Below are 17,858 nucleotides of genomic sequence, written 5' to 3'. Positions count from 1 at the left end.
GTCGGTCACGTCGGGTACCTCGGTTCGTGGCGGGGCCGGTGCGTCGGTCACAGCAGGTTGGGCAGCAGTTCGGTGGTGCGTGTGGCGACCTGGAGGCCCAGGACCGCGACGAGGGGGGCGAAGACGATCCACGTCTGGTGGCGGCCCCAGCGGTGCCACGCCCACACCGCGGCGACGGCCGCGAGGAGCAGCGCCTGGAGCCACATCACCAGGGGCCACGGGACACCGGAGGGGCGGGCCAGAGGCTCTTCGGACTGCGGCAGCGTGCCGGAGCGGATGACGGCCGCCGGGGTCTGGAAGGGCGTGGAGACCAGGTCGGCGTCGACGCGCAGGACGCCGGCGGGCATGTAGCCGGGGCCGGTCGCCGTGACCAGCACCAGGCGGCCCTTGCCCGCGGCCACGGGGGCGGGCGCCGGGTCGCCGGCCCGGCGGACATCGAGGACCTGGTACGTCGCCTTGCCCTGGCCGGTGATCACCGTGAACCTGGTGCCCTCGCGGAGCCCGGTCAGCCGCCCGAACGGCCCGCCGTACGCGGCTGCCCGGCCCATCAGCACGCTCGTGCCCGCCTGTCCGGGCATCGGGGTGTCCCTGCGGTGGCCGGGGCCGTCGGTCATGACGGTGGAGTCGGTGCCTTCGAGGACGACCTGGGTCATGTCCAGGGCGGGGATGTCGATCAGCGCGACCGGGGTGCCGGGTGCCAGCAGCCGGCCCTCCTGGTCGGTCTGGGCCACCGGGGCCGTGCCCAGGGCGAGTTGGTTGCGCAGCTCGTCGAACGCGGCGTGCTGGGCGGAGTGCTCCTGGATGCCGCTGACCACGAGCAGCTGGGCGGTGATGCCGAGCAGCAGGGCGGCGATGCTGAGCAGGCCGCCGCGGGCGAGGTGGCGGACGGCGGTGACGCTGCGGACGCCTGCCCGGAGCGCGGCCGGTGCGAGCGTGGTCGGTACGGCGACGGTCACGGCGTCCCGCCTCCTTCGCTGGTCATGGGTTCGAGGTACGGCCGGGGAGACCACCGTCGTGGTGGTCTCCCCGGCAGCCGGGGTCAGGTGGACCTGATGGTGAAGTTGGCGCCGCTCTTCGCGGACACCGTCGAAGAGCCGGCGTAGTACGCGTGCAGGGTGTGCCGGCCGCGGCTCAGCTTGGGCAGGGTGATCGTCACCTTGCCGCCGTTCAGCGTGCCGGTGGCGATCACACGGGAGCCCTCGTAGATCTTCACGGTGCCGGTCGGGGTGGTGCCGGTGGCGGTCACCTTCGCCGTGACCTTGGCGCGGCTGGTGTGGCTGACCGTGCTGGGCGCGGTGGTGGCGATCGACGGCGTCGCCTTGGTGATCTTCAGGGAGACGGTCGTCGAGGACGCGTTCAGCTTGCCGCTGCCGCCGTAGGAGACGGCCAGCGAGTGCGTGGCGACCTTGAGGTGGTTCGACAGGCCGATGGTGACCTTGCCGGAGGCGTCGAGGGTGCCGGTGCCGAGGGTGGTGGAGCCCTCCTTCACCGTGACCTTGCCGCTCGGGACGACCCCGTGCGCGTCGGTGACGGTGACGGCGACCTTCGGCGTCCTGCCGTACGCGGTCGTGGCGGTGGTCGCCTTGGTGGTGCTCGCGTACTTGACGGCGCCGGTCCAGGAGGCGGCGGTGCCGGTGCCGTTGAGGTTGGCGGCGGCCACCGTGGCGGTGTACGTGCCGAGGGCCAGACCGCCGAAGGTGTACGACGTGGTGGTGGCCGAAAGGTCCTTGACGGCCACGACGGCGCCGTCCAGACCGGTCAGCGTGACGCGGTAGTCGGTGACCGGGAGGCCGGTGGCGGCCGGGGCGGTCCAGCTCAGCTTGACGCCCGCGTCGCCGGGGGTGGCCTTCAGCCCGGGCGCGGCCGGCGTGGATGCGTCGACGCCCGACTCCTCCAGACCGCCGAACTTCGCGTGCTTGTTCGGGTTGATCGAGCCGTTGTACGGCTCGTTCAGGAAGCCGAAGTCGGCGATGACCGTCTCGGCGGCGTCGGTCGCCAGCGCGGCGGTGTGGCTGCCGCTGGTGACGAAGACGTCGTAGAGGTCCTTGTCGAAGAACATGCCGGCCGGGTCGATCGCCCGGCTGGGCACGACGTTGTAGACGTCGCGGCCGAAGGTGGCGTTCTCGTAGTAGCTGTTGACCGGGATGAACTTGCCGTTGGACTTCGTGACCGGACTGGTCTCACCGGTGTCGCCGGGCAGCTGCACGGCGGCCAGGTGGGCGCCCGCGGCGGCGGCGTCCTTGCTGTGGTCGGGGGCGACGCCGTTGTTCTGGGCGATCCAGCTGCCCACGGAGAAGGGGGCGAGGGCGCCGTCCTCGGTGACGACCTCGTCGGCCTGGTTCTCCTGGACGGTCGGGATGTTCGGGGAGAGCGTCGCGTCGGTGAGGCCGATCGCGGAGAGGAAGAACTTCCGGGTGCCCGAGCCGCTCTGCGGGATCTTCGGGTGGACGGTCACGCCCTCCACCTGGGTGAGCGTGCCGGAGTAGATGTCGTGGAGCTGGTCCACCGTCAGCTTGTCCAGGGCCGAGCCCTTGACCGCGACGCCGACCGCGTCCCGGGCGAACGGGATGTAGGTGAGCGCGGTGCCCGCGGTGCTGGGGCCGCCGGAGGAGCGGGCGAAGTCGACCTGGCCCTTGACGGAGACGCCGGAGCTGTCCGGGTACTTGTCACCGGTCAGCGACTCGCTGAGGGCGAGACGGCCCTTGCCCGAGCCGTTCGGGCGCAGGAAGGACGGGCCGCCGGAGCGGGTCTGGATGGTGGAGGTGGTGGAGCCGGTGCCGGGCTCGATCGCGTCGTACGAGGCGAGGCCCGCACCGCTCGCCGACTTCACGGCGGTCGCGGCGTAGTCCTTGCCCGCCACGGTGTCGCCGGCCAGGGCGTTGAGCACGTCCTGCGTGGTGTCGGAACCCACGCCGACGAGCTGCCGGAAGGTCCCGGCGGGGGTGGGGTCGGCGGACGCCGGGCTCGCCAGAGCCAGGCCGCCGGCCACCACGGCGGCGGCGACGAGCGCCGCCGAAGAGCGCGTTCTGCGCATCGAGAGTCTCCTGACGGTTGAGCGTGGGAGAAGAGAGATCTGGCAGGGTGGTACGGGCCGTCCGCCCCGACTGCCTTTCGGGGCGGGCGGCCGTCTGTGGGGAGCGCCGGGGTCGGCGCTCCGGGGTCAGCCCCGGCCCGGTGGCAGCAGCCTCCGCAGCCGTTCGGGCAGGGTGAACGCCGGTACGACGGTCACGGTGCGGCCGCCGGGGAGCGGCAGCCGCAGCGGGAGGCGTAGCCGGCTGCCACCCGCGAAGGGCGCGCCGACCGCGGCGGCGGCGCCGAGCGCGGCACCCACCGGGACGGCGTAGCGCAGCGCGTTCGCGGGGTCGGCGGGGGTGGTGCCGAGGGCCGTCGTCTGCACGGCCTTGCCGCCGCCGTACGAGGGAGCGTCGCTGGGCGTGGCGCTTGCGGCGGCGCCGCCCGAACCCGTGGCGGTGTCCCCGGTACCGCCGCCGGCGACGCCGCCGCCGCCCGATGTGCCGCCGGAGCCACCGGAGCCGCCGGAATCGCCGGCCCCGCCGGAGGTTCCGCCGGCCGAGCCGCCGTCGTGCGAGGGACCGGTGTAGTGGGCGAGGGCGTCGGCGGCGTGCTCCGTCCGGGTGCGCAGCTGCTGGGAGAGCGGGGCGTAACCGGCGGGCAGGCGGCCCGGGTCGGCGCCGCTGACCTGCCCGGCGCCCGCCACGTACCGCAGCAGGGCCGCGTAGTCCTGGCGGGCGGCGGCCTTCAGCTCGCCGGGGCGTACGGCCGCGTAGACCAGCTGGGACAGCGGGTAGGCGCCCTTGGCGGTGGCCCGGGCCGGGCTGATCTCGGCGACCCCGGAGCCCGAGGCGCTCGCGGCGGCCGCGGTCAGCGACGCGTTCGTGGGGGCGACGAACCCGCCCGCGGCGTTGCGCAGCCTGGCGGTCTGCAACCCGTAGCGGGAGGCGGAGGCCGCGTCGGTGATCGTGATCATGAACCGTGAGCCGACGGTCTGCGGTCCCGGGCTCTTGTACGTGGGCGGGTTGGCGAGGGCGTCCCAGGTCGACTTCCACAGCGTGTCGGTGCGCCGGGTGCGCAGGGCGCCCTCGTGCATGTCCGCCACGGGCGGGTGGAAGTCGGTCATGCACTGCCGGTCTTCCTTGGGGGCGTCCGTGCCCGGGGGCACCGTGCACCAGGGATCGTTCTTCGGGTAGCTGTCGGTGTGGGCGGGGTCGAAGGGCGGCCCCTTCGGCACCAGGTCCGCGTTGGTGCTGTAGTACGGGTTGACGCGCATGCCTCCGTCGTCGGGGACACCGGCGAGGAACTGGCGGGCGTCCTTGTCGGACAGCACCCACTGCCACAGTGCGCGGGCCGAGTCCGAGTGGCCCGCCGCGGTGAGCAGGTCGGTGTCGGTGGCCGGGGTCTCGGCGACCGACAGCTCGGCGAACTCCGGGTTGAGCGCGATGAACTCGGGGTCGCTCACCAGGCCCGCGGGGTTGTTCTTCGCCCAGCCGTACCCCGCTGCGACCTTGTCGCTGAGCACCGCTCCCCAGGGGGAGTTGCGGTAGGACTCGGTGAGCAGTTTGGCGACCAGGCGGGGCGTGAGGTCGATGGAGGCGACCTTCGTGCCGGCGAGCTTGCGTACGCTGTCCGGCGCCCCGGCCCTGGGTCTGCGTTCGATGGTGAAGCCGATGACGGCTCCGGAGAGCGCGACGGGTGCGTAGGTCGTGGTGCCGGATGGCGCGACGGTTCCTTCGTCCGAGCCGAGGGCCCGCGTGGTGAAGCCGAGTCCCGCGGTTCCGTCGGAGCCGATCTGCCGGCGGGCGTCGCGCTCGCTGAGCTGGGTGTAGCCGTACACCCGGCCGGTCCGGCACAGGGCCGCCTGCCAGCTGGTCATGGCGTCGGCCGCGAGTTCGGTGCCCAGGGTGGGGCGCTCGTCGGCGCCGAGGGCGCAGCCGGCGCCGGCCGCGTTGAAACGGAGCGGGATCGCGATGCGGTTCTGCCAGTTGGTCGAGGAGACCGGGGAGCCCGCGTTCACCTGGCTGTGGTCCGCGTACGGCTTGCCGTCGAGGTCCAGGTGGCCCTGCGGGACGATCACGAGCCAGCACGGACGGGGCTCGGTGACGCCGTTGTGGGTGACCGGGGTGCCACAGCCCAGGTGCGGGGCCTCGTTGGCGGTCTGCACCTCGAAGTACTCGCGTCCGGTGCCGTCGGCGCCGGTGCGGGCGAAGTCGACCTCGTTGGTGGAGTTGCGGTTGAAGAACTGGTTGTTCTGGGTGTTGCTGGTGATCATCGTGCCGTCGACGGACTTGAAGGGCACCTCGCCCTGCCCGAAGGGGGCGCCCGCCCCGTACCGGTTGTCGTCGCCGTAGTTGGTGGGCTCGGCGTTGTAGGTGACCTTGCGTGTGTCGTCGCGGTCGTTGCCCGGCCAGCTGTCCCGCCCGGTGACCGGGGAAGCGCCGAACTGGCACTGGGTGCGCGGCGGGCCGGGATTGGACGGCACGGTGCCGTCGTCGTCTCCCCAGCACTGCATGATCTGCACGAAGTCGGTGTTGAACCGCGTGCCCGCGAACGTGGTCGGGGTGCCGCCCTTCCAGGAGACGGTGATCGCCTGGCTGGTGAGGTGGGTGGTCTGATCGACCGTGAACCTCATGTCCTTGAACTCGCCGCGTCCGAAGACGGTGACGGCGGAGCCGGTGGAGTCCGCGGCGCTGGCGGACGGGGCCGCCTGCGCCACGGCGAACCCAGCGAGGGCGCCGACGACTCCCCCGGCGACCAGGCGCACCAGGGCGTTGCGCAGCCGTCTCATCGCGTGCCCCCGTCCGTGGAGCGGTCGTCACGGGTGCCGGTGCGCGAGGCGATCGCACGGGAGACGACGGAGGGCAGCAGGACGAGTCCGAGCAGGAGGAACGCGGCGAGCAGCATCAGGGTCTGGGTGCTGGTCCAGCCGTTCCGCCCGGCCACCGCGACCGGCTGGGCGAGGGCGATGGTGCCGCCGACGGCCGTACCGCCGCTGCCCGAGCCGTCGGGGGCGATGGTCTGCCCGGTGTCGGGGTCGACGGACGGCTGGGCGCTGCCGCCGCCCGAGCCGGAGCCCCCCGCGCCACCGCCGGTGGTTCCGCCGCCCGATGTGCCGGCGCCCTTGCCCGAGCCGCCGCCGTTCGAGCCGCCCGAGGTGCCGCCCGAGCCTCCGGACGCGTTGTTCCCCTTGGCGCCGCCGCTGCCCGTGGTGCAGGGCGGGGCGCCCTTCTTGTCGCAGGCCGCCGGGTAGGGTGCGGTCTCGGCGAGCTTGTTGCGGCCACTCGGGGTGAAGGTCGGGTTGTTGCAGCCCTTGATATTGATGTTCTTGGCCTGCACTCCGGGGATCCGGCGGATCTGGTCGAAGCCCGCCTGGACCAGGTTGATCGGCAGCGGTGAGTATCCGAGATCGGGTGCCTTCTGCTGTCCCTGGCACATGAAGTAGTACGAGAACGCGCCGAGGGTCTTGCCCTTGGTCTGGTTGAAGATGCCCTGCACCTTCAGCGGCAGGATCATGTACGAGTAGCTGGACAGCGGGTAGTTGCGCTTGTCGGTGTCGTTGTAGACACCTTCGAGCTGCTGGGTGAGGTAGTCCGGGGAGCTCTTGTTCGTGTTGATCCTCGCCTTGAGCAGCGACACCGCCACGTTCTTCGGGGTCGGCTCGGTGTAGTAGCCCGCGTGGTTGAGGACCTTGGCGACCGGATACCCCTCATTGAGCGCGTACGAGTAGTTGACGTAGCCGATCGCGCCCTCGCCGTAGTTCTGGCTCACGTACGACGCCACACCGAGGTCGCCGGCCTGGGCGATCATGCCGGGGCTGGTCGGGTAGTTCGAGGTCTGCCCGCAGGCGCCGGAGCGGCCGACGCGACGGCAGTAGTCCTCCCACAGGCCCTTGTGCTGGTTGACCATCCACATCGTGAACTGGGCGGTGGCGCCCGATCCGTCCGAGCGGACCACGGGGACGACGGCGCGGTGTGGCAGTTGCAGGCCGGGGTTGTCGGCCTTGATCGCCGGGTCGTCCCAGGTCTTGATGACGCCGGTGAAGATCTTGGTGACCACGTCGCCGGAGAGCCGCAGGTTGGTGATCTTCCTGCCGCCCGCGGTCAGGTGGTACATGAACGCGGTGCCACCGGCCACGATCGGCATGTACGCGTACGATCCCGGGGCCGGGCGTTCGGCGGCGGAGCCGTCCGTCGGGTGGGTCTGGAACGGGATGTCCGAGACCGCGAAGTCGACGGTGCCGCTGAGGAACTGGCGGCGGCCGTCCGAGGAGCCGTTGCCGGCGTAGTCGATCCGCATGCCGTACTGGTTGACGGCGCGGGCCCACGCCGTGACGGCGTTCTCCGCCCAGGTGGAGCCGGCACCTGAGATCCGGGTGTAGGAATCGGCGGCGGCCGATGCGGACAGGGGACCGGCCAGCAGCCCGGCGATCATGGCGAGCAGTGCGCCGAGGATCGCCGGCGCGCGCAGGCGGCGCGGAGGAAGAGGCGGGTGACGGCGCATCAGTCGGTCTCTCCGGGCTTGGGTCCGGGGTCCTCTTCGATGCTGGACCCGGAAGGCTTGGCGGACGGGGCGTGGGGTGAGGTGGCGTCGAACAACATGAGGCCGGGGGCGTGCAGTTGGGCGAAGCGGTCGACGTCGCGGCGCGAGGCACGGGCGGTACGGCGCGCCTGACGGCGATTTTGATGCCCGGGGCCGCGGCCGCCGATCACCCGGGCGATGGCGAAGAGCACCAGGACCAGGGCCATCAGGACGGCCGCCGCGCCGAAACCGCGGGCGATCATCGCGGGCTGGGGCGACTTGACGAAGTTGAAGACGGCGAGCGGCAGCGAGATCATCGGCCCGCTCGTCGGGTCGGTGTTGAGCGCCGCGGTGAAGCCGGCGGTGAGCAGCACCGGCGAGGTCTCGCCGATGCCGCGCGCCGTACCGAGGATGACGGCGGTGGCGAGGCCGGAGCGCGCGGTCGGCAGGACGACGTGCCACACCGTCCGCCAGCGCGGAGCCCCGAGCGCCTCGGCTGCCTCGGTCAGCGTGCCCGGCACCAGCCGCAGCACCACGTCCGCGGCACGGATCACGATCGGCAGCATCATCACGCTGATCGCGAAGGCGGCCGCGAGGCCCGACTTCGGCATGCCGAGGATGAGGATCCAGGTGGCGTACACCATCAGACCGGCCACGATCGACGGCAGCGCGGTCATCGCCTCGACGATGGTCCGCACGAACCGGGAGAAGCGGCCCGGGATCTGGTTGAGGTAGACCGCACAGGCCAGGCCGAGCGGGACCGTGATCGACAGGGCGATGGCGATCATGATGAGGGTGCCGAGCATCGCGTGGGCGATGCCGCCGCGGGTGATCGGGTCGAGCGGGCCCGCCTCCTGCATGTCCTGGGTGAAGAAGTTGCCGTACGGCAGCGCCTCATGACCGCGCCAGGCGGTGAAGCCGATGACGAGGACGAGCCCGGAGAACAGCAGCGTGGCCGCCGTCCACAGCACCACGGTCATCACCCGGTCGCGTACGGCCTGCCCGTCCTCCTCCAGGCCGGTGAGCACCGCGTAGACGGCGAGGAAGGCGAGGTACGCGGTGACCGTGAAGCCCAACGCCCCCGAGAAGGACGCGAGTTCCCCGAACAGCAGCACCGTGAGGCAGAACCCCGAGACGGCCGCGCCGATCAGCGACAGCACGCCCGAGCGGGTCGGGCCGCCGATGCGCCGGGGGCGGTCGGGAAGGCCGGCGGACTCGGTGACGACCGGAGCCGGGACCGGTGCGGTCTGTTCGACGGTCTCTTCTACGACGGTCATCTCATGCCTCGCTCTGCGCGCCGGACCGGGAGCGGGCCACGATGGAGGAGGCGGTGAAGTTGACCGCCAGCGTGAGCAGGAACAGCGCCAGGCCCGCCGCCATCAGCGCCGACATGCCGAAGGTGGAGGCGTCGCCGTAGTGCAGGGCGATCAGCGAGGAGACCGAGTTCGAGCCGGTCTGCAGGATGTGCGGCTGGATGGTGAAGACCGGCGAGATGATCAGGTAGACGGCGATCGTCTCGCCGAGCGCCCGCCCGAGCCCCAGCATCGTGCCGCCGATGATCCCGCCCTTGCCGTACGGCAGGACGACCGCGCGGATCATCCCCCAGCGAGTGGCGCCCAGCGCGTACGCACCCTCGCGCTCGCCTGCCGGAGCCTGCGCGAACACCTCGCGCATCACCGAGCACTGGATCGGCGCGACCATCAGCGCGACGACGATCCCGGCGACGAAGGTGGACGCGGTGTAGACGCTCTCGGAGGCCAGCGGCTCACCCGGCTGAGTGCCGTCCACCGTGAAGAGGGGGATCCAGCCGAACCAGTCGGACAGCCAGCGCGACAGCCCGATCACGTGCTGCTGCAGGAAGAACAGCCCCCACAGCCCGTACACCACCGACGGGACGGCCGCCATCAGGTCGACCATCGTCACGAGAGTGCGGCGCAGCGGGCGCGGAGCCACGTCGGAGATGAACAGCGCGGTCCCGACGGCCAGCGGCACGGAGAGCGTCACCGCCACGGCGGCGATCAGCAGGGTGCCGGTGAGCACGGCCGCGATGCCGAAGTGGTGGACATCGGGCTGCCATTCGGCGGTGGTGAGGAAGGAGAGGCCGGTGGCCCGCAGGGCCTGAGTGGCCCGCAGGAGCAGGAACAGTCCGACCGCCGCCATGATGGCGAGGACGACGACTCCGGTGGCCGTCAGCTGGAAGCGGAAGACACGGTCGCCGAAACCGCGCGCCGTGCGCGGCCGGCGGGGAGCCGGCCGCGCCGACTCCGATGTGCCGAACTCCGGTCTGTCGGAGGCCGGTTCACCGGGCTCCGTCATGTCAGGGCCCGGTCTGTCCGAATCCGATCTGTCCGAATCCGTTCTGCCAGGCTCGTGTTGCGCTACCGCCACGTGTGGTCCCCCCACTGCGGAAACGAATCTCCCCGCGCGGTGGCCGGTTGGCCCCGCGCGGGGAGATTCAATGGCCGGATCGTGTCGCTGCGACGCGTGCCACATGGCCAATCCGTGAATGAAACATGTCTGTTGCGTGCGTGACCTGTGGGGATCCTGAGGTGGGGCGCTCTGAGCCCGGAGTTACCCGCCCTGTCCCGCTCGTGGCCCCGCCACCGCCTACGCGGTACTCACCGACGACAGGCCGTGCACATCCCGCGCCCGCCCCGTCACCCCCGACAGGAAGCCCTGCGCCCGCGGTGACGCATGGTCCGTCAGCCAGGCCGGGTCGATGTCGCACACCGCGACGCGGACCTCCGTGCCGGCCAGGGCGAGGGGGAGGGTGTGGACGACCGTGGAGGGGAAGCTGAGGATCGTACGGCCGATGGGGCCGCGGCGGGCGATCAGCTCCAGGGGGAGGTCGGGGCGGACCACCTGAAGGCCGGTCTCGACCGCCAGGCGGTGCAGCTTCTCGGGGCTTTCACGGCGGTGGGCGAAGTAGCGTGTCGCGCCGTGCGTCCTGGCGAGGGCCTGGACCGCTTCCAGATAGCGGTCGCCGTCCACCACGCCCGTCTCGACGAGGGAGGTGCCCACCAGGTCCGCGCCCTTGGTGAGGCGCGGCGGCCCGAAGCGGGACCGGGTCCAGGCGAAGTCGTTCGTCCGGACGGTCACGCCGTCCGGGGTCTCGTCGATCGGCATCGACGAGAAGATCTCCACCGTGCGCCCCGACTTCGGCGTCAGACGGCGGCGCGCCGACGCCGACACCGGTGCGAAGAGCAGGTCACGGGCGCCCCGGCGGCCGCCCTTGCGGTGCCAGCGCACCAGGCGTTCACCGCGGGCGAGCTGGGCGACGAACTCCATCGTCGCCGTGCCGTCGTCCACCACCACCAGTTCGCGGGCGCGGGTGATCGTCAGCAGGAGCTGCACATAGCGGGAGAACGGGTCCCCCATCACCACCCGGTGCGCCCGGCGCAGCATCGGGGTGAGGCCGCCGACCGTGTGGAAGGGGGCCGCGGTGCCGCGGCGCGCCTCCTCCCACCGCACCTCATGGCCCTCGTCGCGGGCCAGCTGCGCCATGCGGCGGAGCTGGCCGCGGGTCATCGGGTCGGTGGGGGACAGCACCACGAGGGTCAGCCCCTCGTGCGCCGGGCCGTCGTCCGCCCCCGCGGCGTCCACCGCCGTACGCCCCGCCCCGGACCGCCGGTCACGCGGGGCGGGGATCCCCGCCTCGGACCGCCGGTCACGCGGCGCGGGGATCCCCGCGCCGTCCCCGGGCACACCACTCCCCGTTCTGCGCGGCGCGCGCGTGTGTGCCCACTCCAGGACGTTCAGGAGCTGTACCGGGCTCTCGACGAAGGCGAGCGTGTGGTGGCCGGCGGATCCGGCGCGGGGGCTCATCGGTGTACGACCGTCCGTGAGGTCAGACCGAGACCGGCTCACCGGCCGCAGCGGCGATCTCCGCCTCGGCGACCACACCGGCGACGCGGCGCAGCTTCTTCATCGGGCCGAGCTCGGAGTCGTAGACCTTCTTCACGCCGTCGCCCAGCGAGGCCTCGATGGTGCGGATGTCGCGGACCAGGCGCGTGAGGCCCCCCGGCTCGACCGAGGCGGCCTGGTCGGAGCCCCACATGGCGCGGTCGAGGGTGATGTGGCGCTCGACGAACACCGCGCCCAGCGCGACCGCGGCCAGCGTGGTCTGCAGGCCGGTCTCGTGGCCGGAGTAGCCGATCGGGACGTTCGGGTACTCCTTCTCCAGCGTGTTGATGACGCGCAGGTTCAGCTCGTCGGCCTTCGCCGGGTACGTCGACGTGGCGTGGCACAGGAGGATGTTGTCCGAGCCGAGGACCTCGACCGCGTGGCGGATCTGCCTCGGGGTCGACATGCCGGTGGACAGGATGATCGTGCGGCCCGTCGCGCGCAGGGCGCGCAGCAGTTCGTCGTCGGTCAGGGAGGCGGAGGCCACCTTGTGCGCCGGGACGTCGAACTTCTCCAGGAAGGCGACCGCCTCGGTGTCCCACGGGGACGCGAACCAGGCGATGCCCTTCTGCTTGCAGTAGTCGTCGATGGCGCGGTACTCGTCCTCGCCGAACTCCACGCGGTGGCGGTAGTCGATGTAGGTCATCCGGCCCCAGGGGGTGTCCCGCTCGATGTCCCACTGGTCGCGCGGGGTGCAGATCTCGGGGGTGCGCTTCTGGAACTTGACGGCGTCGCAGCCCGCCTCGGCGGCCGCGTCGATCAGCTTGAAGGCGTTCTCCAGGTCACCGTTGTGGTTGATGCCGATCTCACCGGTGATGTAGACGGGGTGACCGGGGCCGACGGGACGCGAACCGAACGTACGCAGGCGGAGGTTGGTGCTCATGGTGGGGATGTCCTTACTTGGTGAGGGGGTCGAGAGAGTCGAAAGAGGGTCCGAGAATCCAGCCGGCGATCTCTCGGATCGCGCCGTCGCCACCGGGGACGGTGGTGACCGCGCGTGCGGCGCCGCGTACGACGTCGTGGGCGCTCGCGACCGCCACGGGCCAGCCGACGAGGGCGAAGCACGGGAGGTCGTTGACGTCGTTGCCGACGTAGAGCACGCGCTCCGGCGCGATGCCCTGCTCCTCGCACCACTGCTTCAGCGCGAGGTCCTTCCGGTCGATGCCGTGCAGGACCGGGATCTGCAGCTTCCGGGCCCGGGCGGCGACGACCGGGTTCTGCTCCGTGGAAAGGATCAGCATCTTCAGGGCGCTCTTGCGCAGCGCCGCGATACCGAGGCCGTCTCCGCGGTGCACGGAGACGAACTCCTTTCCATCGGCATCGATCAGCACCCGGTCGTCGGTCTGGGTGCCGTCGAAGTCCAGTACGACCGCGTCGATGTCGTCGGCGGTCGGCAGCGAGCCGATGGGGGTCCCCCCTGCTCGAGCGGAGTCGAGAGCTTGGGGGAGGTCCGCGTCGAAGAGCGGGGCGAGAGCCCTGGCCCGCGCCAGGTCGTGCGGGTCGTCGATCTCCAGGACCCGGGCGGGGTCGGTGCGGACGAGTTCCGTACGGCCGAAGAAGCGGTGCTGGTGCTTGCGGAAGCCGGGCGCGTCCATCGCGTAGGCGGCGCCGGTCTCCAGCAGGTCCTGGGGGCGGTCCTGGCGGCGGGGGCGGAAGGACTTGTCGTGGTTGACGCCGTAGCCGCCGCCGACGGCCGCCTCGGCCTCCGTGACGGAGCCTGCGGCCACCTCGTCCGCTGCGTCTTCGGAGTCTCGCCAGATGAAGCCGTGGAAGGGAGCGACCGTGACCGCGGTGTCCGCGCCGTTCTCGACGATCGCGCCCGCGACCCCGTCGATGTCCTCGCGGACGATGAAGGGGCTGGTGCACTGCACGAGCAGGACCACGTCGACCGGCGCGCCGTGCAGGGCCTCATGGGCGTCCATGGCGTGCAGGACGGCGGCCTCGGATGTGGCCGTGTCACCGGCGATGGCGGCCGGACGCAGCACCACCTCGGCGCCGGCCTCGCGGGCGGCGGCGGCGATGGCCTGGTCATCGGTGGAGACCACGACGTCGGTCACCAGCCGGGACGCCCGGCACTCGCGCACCGCGCGCGCCACCAGCGGGACGCCGCCGACGGGGAGGAGGTTCTTCGCGGGCACGCCCTTGGAGCCGCCGCGCGCGGGGATGACCGCGAGCACGCGGCGCACCGAAGCGCCTTGGCCCGCTTCCGGGTTGGACATGGGTTCTGCTCCTTGACGTGGGATCGGGCGGCTCACAGCTCCCCCATCCGCCGGATGACGGGCGCGACCCGCTGGACCCCGTGGCGGTAGGCGCCGCGGGCCGCCCGGCGCACGATCTGCCGGACCGGGCCCGGCTCCTTGTCGGCGGCCGGGGCCCCCGGCAGCGGGGTTCCGTCCGGGCCGAGGTGATGGCGGGCGAGGATGCCGGGCAGATAGCCGGGTGCGGTGACGGGCGTGTAGTACGGCGTCAGGGGCGGCAGACCGCCGGGCCGCTCCAGCAGCTTGGCGATCCGCTCGCGCGCCGCGTCGAAGGCCGTGTCGTACGACCCGTCCGCGGCGACGCCCTGCCGGGCCACCCACTCCTCGTCGGCAGCGGGCCGGTGTCCGGCGTCGAGCTGGTCCCAGGAGGCCAGGCATCCCGAGCCGACGAAGTGGTGGTTGCCGAGCGCTTCGCGCACCCCGAGGTCCGTCAGCACCACCGTCGGAACGCGGCGGTGCAGGGCCTCCAGCGCGGCCGTCGAGCTGACCGTCACCAACAGGTCGGTCCGGTCGAGGACCTCGCCCATGTGCCCGTACACCAGGCGGAAGTTGGCGGGCAGGTCGAGCTTCTGCGCCAGCTTCTGGTAGGGCACCTCCTCGATGTGCGTGGTGTGTTCGCCCGGCTTGGAACGCAGCTTGAGCAGCACCTCGCGTTCGGGGTGCAGCCGTGCGTGCCGCACCAGCCGCTCCAGCAGGTACGCACGGTCCTTGCGGCTGTCGGGCACGGACGGCTGGGCGGCGAAGACGACCGTGTAGGGCCCCCGCCCCTGCTGCGCGGCCGGGTCGTGCTCGCCCGCGTAGGCCGCGCCTCCCAGGAACGGCAGCGCCACCTCCGTCACCGCCGAGGCGTCGGCGCCCACCCCCTCGTACACGGCCCGGAAACGGTCCGCGTCCTGACGGGAGTTGGCGAGAACGAGGTCCGCGCCGTGCCGCAGCAGCAGGCCGTCGGCGAGCTTCTCGTAGACGACGCCGACGTAGCCGGTGACGACCACGGGGCGCCGGGTCCGGTCCTCCCAGATCCGCTTCAGGCCGTGCAGCACCGCCTGGACTCCGCCGCCGACGAGGGCGAGGACCAGGACGTCGTACGACTCCTGCGCCATGACGCGCAGGAACTCGACGGCCGTGACCTCGCGCAGGGAGTCGGCGCGTACGCCCACCTCGGCCAGCTGGCGGGCCGTGGGCGTGGCCCGGCCGCGCAGCAGGAAGCCGTCCAGCACGGGGGCGACTTGCGCGCCGTCGTGCGGCCCGGCTTCGATGGACGCGCCCGGAGCGACGCGGCCCGCGGTCAACGCACCCCATTTCCAGCGGGTGTCGGAGTCCGCGAGTACCGCAATTCGCCTGGGCTTCGGAGTACTTGGTGGCACGGACAGGACGCTAGGAAGCAAATCCTAGGTATGGCCCAACCAAGACTCAACAAAAAGTTAACAGCACCCCACCGAAGAGCCAACTGGCTCGTCAAGGGCTATGAAGTACACGGGATGCACTGTTCCGACACATCGAGTTCACCCCCCGTACAATTACCGGAAAGTTCCCCAGCCGGGCTTCCTCCTACGCTTTCGCGAGTGCCAAAGCTTTCCGTGATCGTGCCGTTCTACAACGTGCAGCAATACGCCCCGGACACCCTCAGAAGCCTGCTTCTGAACGCCCGTCCCGACTTCGAGTTCATCCTGGTGGACGACCATTCGAAGGACGAAACACCGGCCATTCTCGAACGGGCGGCCGAGGAGCTTTCGGACGTCGCCCAGGTGCGCTACATCCGCCATGAGGAGAACGGAGGGCTCGCCACCGCGCGCAACACCGGCCTCGACGCGGCGCGGGGCGAGTACCTGACCTTCCTGGACGGCGACGACTGGCTCGCCCGTGGCCATCTGAGCCAGCTGGTGGCGGCCGTCGAGGAGCTGGGCTGCGACTTCGTCCGCACCGATCATGTGCAGGCGACCGCCCGGGCCCGCTCCGTGTACCGGGTCCCGCACGGACGGCGGGGCGAGGTGATGAAGCCGCGCGACGCGATCCTGCCCGCGGGCCGGTCGACGTCGGTGGACTACGCCTACGCCTGGGCCGGCGTCTACCACCGCCGGCTGCTGGAGCGCGGTCTGCTGCACTTCACCCACGGTCTGCGCACGGCCGAGGACCGGCCGTGGATCTGGAAGCTGCACCGGGAGGCGGAGTCCTTCGCCGTGGTGAACCTGACGGGCGTGTTCTACCGCCGTGGGGTCGCCTCCTCCCTCACCCAGATCGGCGACGTCCGCCAGCTCGACTTCATCCGGGCCTTCGACCAGGTCATCGAGGAGACCGCCCAGGACCCCGAGGCCGACCGGCTGCTGCCCAAGGCGGTGCGCACGTACTGCGCGATCATCGCCCACCACCTCTCGGAGATCGAGAAGTTCGAACCCGCCGTGGCCCGGCAGCTGCGCACGATGAGCGCGGCGGCCATGAAGCGCATGCCGCAGGAGCTGCTCACCGACGTGCTCGACACCATGGACCTCAGCCGTTCCTCCCGGCTGCGCCGGCTGCGCCGCAGGGTCACCACAGCGAAGGCGGCCGCCTGATGCCCCGTACCACCCAGATCTTCTGCGCCTCCACGCTGTACGGGGCCGCCACGCTGGCCGCCGCGATCGAGTCCGACTGCTTCGCCGCGGCGGACCGCCGGCTGCTGCTGGTGTGCAACAACGCCGCGACGCCGGAGACCACGCCCGCCGTCGACGAGATGCCGGGCTTCGAACCGCTGCGCGACCACTTCGACGCGGTGCTGTCCTGGAACGAGGCGATCGACCCCTTCCACCCGGGGGCCTGGTCCCCGCGCCCGGACGACATCCCGCTGTTCGAGCGCTATGTGCGGCTGCTGTGGGGCCTGGGCGACGACCGGGTCGAGCTGGTCATGGAGTCCATCCAGGTCACCCCCGCCCTGACCATCGCCCAGTTGTTCACGGGCGCGCCCATAGACGTCTACGCCGACGGGCTGATGAGCTACGGCCCCACGCGCAACAAGCTCGACCCGCTGGTCGGCACGCGCGTGCGACGGCTGCTGCACCTGGACCTGGTGCCCGGTCTGACGCCACTGCTGCTGACCGAGTTCGACGTGCCCGCGCAGACCGTGCCGGCCGACGCCTTCCTGAAGGTCCTCGGTCAGGTCGGCGCATCCGTGCCGCGGCTGCCGGACCTGCCCGACAACGCGGCGCTCCTGCTCGGCCAGTACCTGTCCGCGCTGAACATCCTCTCCCCACAGGAGGAGGAGGACCTGCATGTGCGGATGATGCGCGGGGCGGTCGCCCGCGGGCACCGCGCGGTCGTCTTCAAGCCGCATCCGACCGCGCCGGCCCGCTACAGCCGCGCCCTGGAGAACGAGGCGGACAAGCTCGGCGTGGACCTCACCGTCCTGGACACGCCGGTGCTCGCCGAGGTGCTGTTCGAGAAGGCCCGGCCCGCACTGGTGGTGGGCTGCTTCTCGACCGCCCTGTTCACGGCCTCCGCGTTCTATGACCTTCCGGTCGCCCGCATCGGGACCAAGCCGCTGCTGGACCGCCTCACGCCCTTCCAGAACAGCAACCGCGTCCCCGCCACCCTGGCCGACGCGCTGCTGCCGGACCTGGAGGACCGCAAGGGGGAGGACATCGTCCCGGCCGACACCCTCGCCGCTCTGGTCACCGCGGTCGGCTTCGTCATGCAGCCGCAGATCCACCCGGATCTGCGCCCGGCGGCGGAGCGCTACCTCGGCGAGCACTTCGGCCCGCGCACCCAGCGCTACTTCAAGCGCAAGCGGCTCACCTCGCTCGGGCTGCCCGGCGGTATTCCGGAGCGGCTGGCGTTCCTGCCGCGCAGTTCCACGGCGCGCCGGGTGGTGCGGCGAGCCAGGGCGCTGCGCAAGGCGGTGCGTCGCTGAGAAACGCGGCGTACCGGCATCCGAGCGGGTGGATCACCAAGTGGTCCACCCGCTGCGCGTTTCCGGCTTCCGCAATTCACGCCTACGACATTTCTGATTCACCCCTGCGACTCCTTCCGGGTGGGGCGAGGACACCAGAAATGATCAACGGAAGCAATCGTCCGACAATCCTAAGAGAAAGAGGGAAGACGGCTTCCGGACGCGGCCCGTTGGGCCGGGGTTAACTAAGCCTCCATAGCTTCCCCCAATGCATCAAATTGCCTTTTGCTCAATGCAGTTCCATC

At 71.6% G+C, this 17,858-nt stretch carries 12 protein-coding genes; 2 read left to right on the top strand and 10 right to left on the bottom strand.

Annotated elements, in window-relative coordinates; genetic code table 11:
- Nucleotides 1-47: 47 nt before the first annotated feature.
- The 10 genes from Q2K21_RS04465 to Q2K21_RS04420 form a co-directional block, all read right to left on the bottom strand.
- Nucleotides 48-956: a sortase gene (locus tag Q2K21_RS04465; protein ID WP_310765601.1), complete on the bottom strand. Its 909-nt coding sequence runs from the start codon at nucleotides 954-956 to the stop codon at nucleotides 48-50.
- A gap of 83 nt (nucleotides 957-1,039) precedes the next feature.
- The gene (locus tag Q2K21_RS04460; protein WP_310765598.1) at nucleotides 1,040-3,034 is read right to left on the bottom strand and encodes an Ig-like domain repeat protein; all 1,995 of its coding nucleotides are present in this window, start codon (nucleotides 3,032-3,034) and stop codon (nucleotides 1,040-1,042) included.
- Nucleotides 3,035-3,160: 126 nt separating this feature from the next.
- The gene (locus Q2K21_RS04455) at nucleotides 3,161-5,803 is read right to left on the bottom strand and encodes a hypothetical protein (protein WP_310765595.1); all 2,643 of its coding nucleotides are present in this window, start codon (nucleotides 5,801-5,803) and stop codon (nucleotides 3,161-3,163) included.
- Nucleotides 5,800-7,515 (bottom strand): phosphate ABC transporter substrate-binding protein PstS, encoded by a 1,716-nt coding sequence (locus Q2K21_RS04450; RefSeq protein WP_310765593.1) that lies wholly within the window; start codon nucleotides 7,513-7,515, stop codon nucleotides 5,800-5,802. The genes Q2K21_RS04455 and Q2K21_RS04450 overlap by 4 nt, the downstream gene beginning before the upstream one ends.
- A complete protein-coding gene (pstA, locus tag Q2K21_RS04445; protein WP_310765590.1) occupies nucleotides 7,515-8,810 on the bottom strand; it encodes a phosphate ABC transporter permease PstA in 1,296 nt (431 codons plus the stop codon). Before pstA ends, Q2K21_RS04450 begins: the two co-directional genes overlap by 1 nt.
- 1 nt (nucleotide 8,811) lies before the next feature.
- Nucleotides 8,812-9,849 (bottom strand): phosphate ABC transporter permease subunit PstC, encoded by a 1,038-nt coding sequence (gene pstC / locus Q2K21_RS04440; protein ID WP_310765588.1) that lies wholly within the window; start codon nucleotides 9,847-9,849, stop codon nucleotides 8,812-8,814.
- Between the two features lie 291 nt (nucleotides 9,850-10,140).
- Nucleotides 10,141-11,358: a hypothetical protein gene (locus tag Q2K21_RS04435; RefSeq protein ID WP_310765586.1), complete on the bottom strand. Its 1,218-nt coding sequence runs from the start codon at nucleotides 11,356-11,358 to the stop codon at nucleotides 10,141-10,143.
- 22 nt (nucleotides 11,359-11,380) lie between these two features.
- Nucleotides 11,381-12,319, bottom strand: coding sequence for an N-acetylneuraminate synthase family protein (locus Q2K21_RS04430; protein ID WP_310765583.1), 939 nt, complete (start codon nucleotides 12,317-12,319; stop codon nucleotides 11,381-11,383).
- A gap of 13 nt (nucleotides 12,320-12,332) precedes the next feature.
- Nucleotides 12,333-13,655, bottom strand: a complete 1,323-nt coding sequence (locus tag Q2K21_RS04425; RefSeq protein ID WP_310765580.1) for an acylneuraminate cytidylyltransferase — start codon at nucleotides 13,653-13,655, stop codon at nucleotides 12,333-12,335.
- 32 nt (nucleotides 13,656-13,687) lie between these two features.
- On the bottom strand, nucleotides 13,688-15,058 hold the full coding sequence (locus Q2K21_RS04420) for a DUF6716 putative glycosyltransferase (protein ID WP_310765576.1): 1,371 nt from the start codon (nucleotides 15,056-15,058) through the stop codon (nucleotides 13,688-13,690).
- A 198-nt stretch (nucleotides 15,059-15,256) separates the two neighbouring features.
- Here Q2K21_RS04420 and Q2K21_RS04415 point away from each other — a divergent pair, with 198 nt between their 5' ends.
- The gene (locus Q2K21_RS04415; RefSeq protein WP_310765573.1) at nucleotides 15,257-16,243 is read left to right on the top strand and encodes a glycosyltransferase family 2 protein; all 987 of its coding nucleotides are present in this window, start codon (nucleotides 15,257-15,259) and stop codon (nucleotides 16,241-16,243) included.
- Complete coding sequence (locus Q2K21_RS04410) at nucleotides 16,243-17,574, top strand: alpha-2,8-polysialyltransferase family protein (protein WP_310765571.1); 1,332 nt, start codon at nucleotides 16,243-16,245, stop codon at nucleotides 17,572-17,574. The genes Q2K21_RS04415 and Q2K21_RS04410 overlap by 1 nt, the downstream gene beginning before the upstream one ends.
- The last annotated feature ends 284 nt before the right edge of the window (nucleotides 17,575-17,858 follow it).

Origin of the sequence: Streptomyces sp. CGMCC 4.7035 (assembly GCF_031583065.1) — a bacterium.
GTDB lineage: Bacteria > Actinomycetota > Actinomycetes > Streptomycetales > Streptomycetaceae > Streptomyces > Streptomyces yaanensis.
The sequence above is the reverse complement of the archived record's forward strand: the minus strand, read 5'-3'. Positions and strand labels throughout refer to the sequence as shown.

Bases quoted from the DNA above. Each gene is read 5' to 3' on its own strand.
- Q2K21_RS04460 (WP_310765598.1), bottom strand. From the start codon at position 3,034: ATGCGCAGAACGCGCTCTTCGGCGGCGCTCGTCGCCGCCGCCGTGGTG.
- Q2K21_RS04455 (WP_310765595.1), bottom strand. From the start codon at position 5,803: ATGAGACGGCTGCGCAACGCCCTGGTGCGCCTGGTCGCCGGGGGAGTC.
- Q2K21_RS04450 (WP_310765593.1), bottom strand. From the start codon at position 7,515: ATGCGCCGTCACCCGCCTCTTCCTCCGCGCCGCCTGCGCGCGCCGGCG.
- pstA (WP_310765590.1), bottom strand. From the start codon at position 8,810: ATGACCGTCGTAGAAGAGACCGTCGAACAGACCGCACCGGTCCCGGCT.
- pstC (WP_310765588.1), bottom strand. From the start codon at position 9,849: ATGACGGAGCCCGGTGAACCGGCCTCCGACAGACCGGAGTTCGGCACA.
- Q2K21_RS04435 (WP_310765586.1), bottom strand. From the start codon at position 11,358: ATGAGCCCCCGCGCCGGATCCGCCGGCCACCACACGCTCGCCTTCGTC.
- Q2K21_RS04430 (WP_310765583.1), bottom strand. From the start codon at position 12,319: ATGAGCACCAACCTCCGCCTGCGTACGTTCGGTTCGCGTCCCGTCGGC.
- Q2K21_RS04425 (WP_310765580.1), bottom strand. From the start codon at position 13,655: ATGTCCAACCCGGAAGCGGGCCAAGGCGCTTCGGTGCGCCGCGTGCTC.
- Q2K21_RS04410 (WP_310765571.1), top strand. From the start codon at position 16,243: ATGCCCCGTACCACCCAGATCTTCTGCGCCTCCACGCTGTACGGGGCC.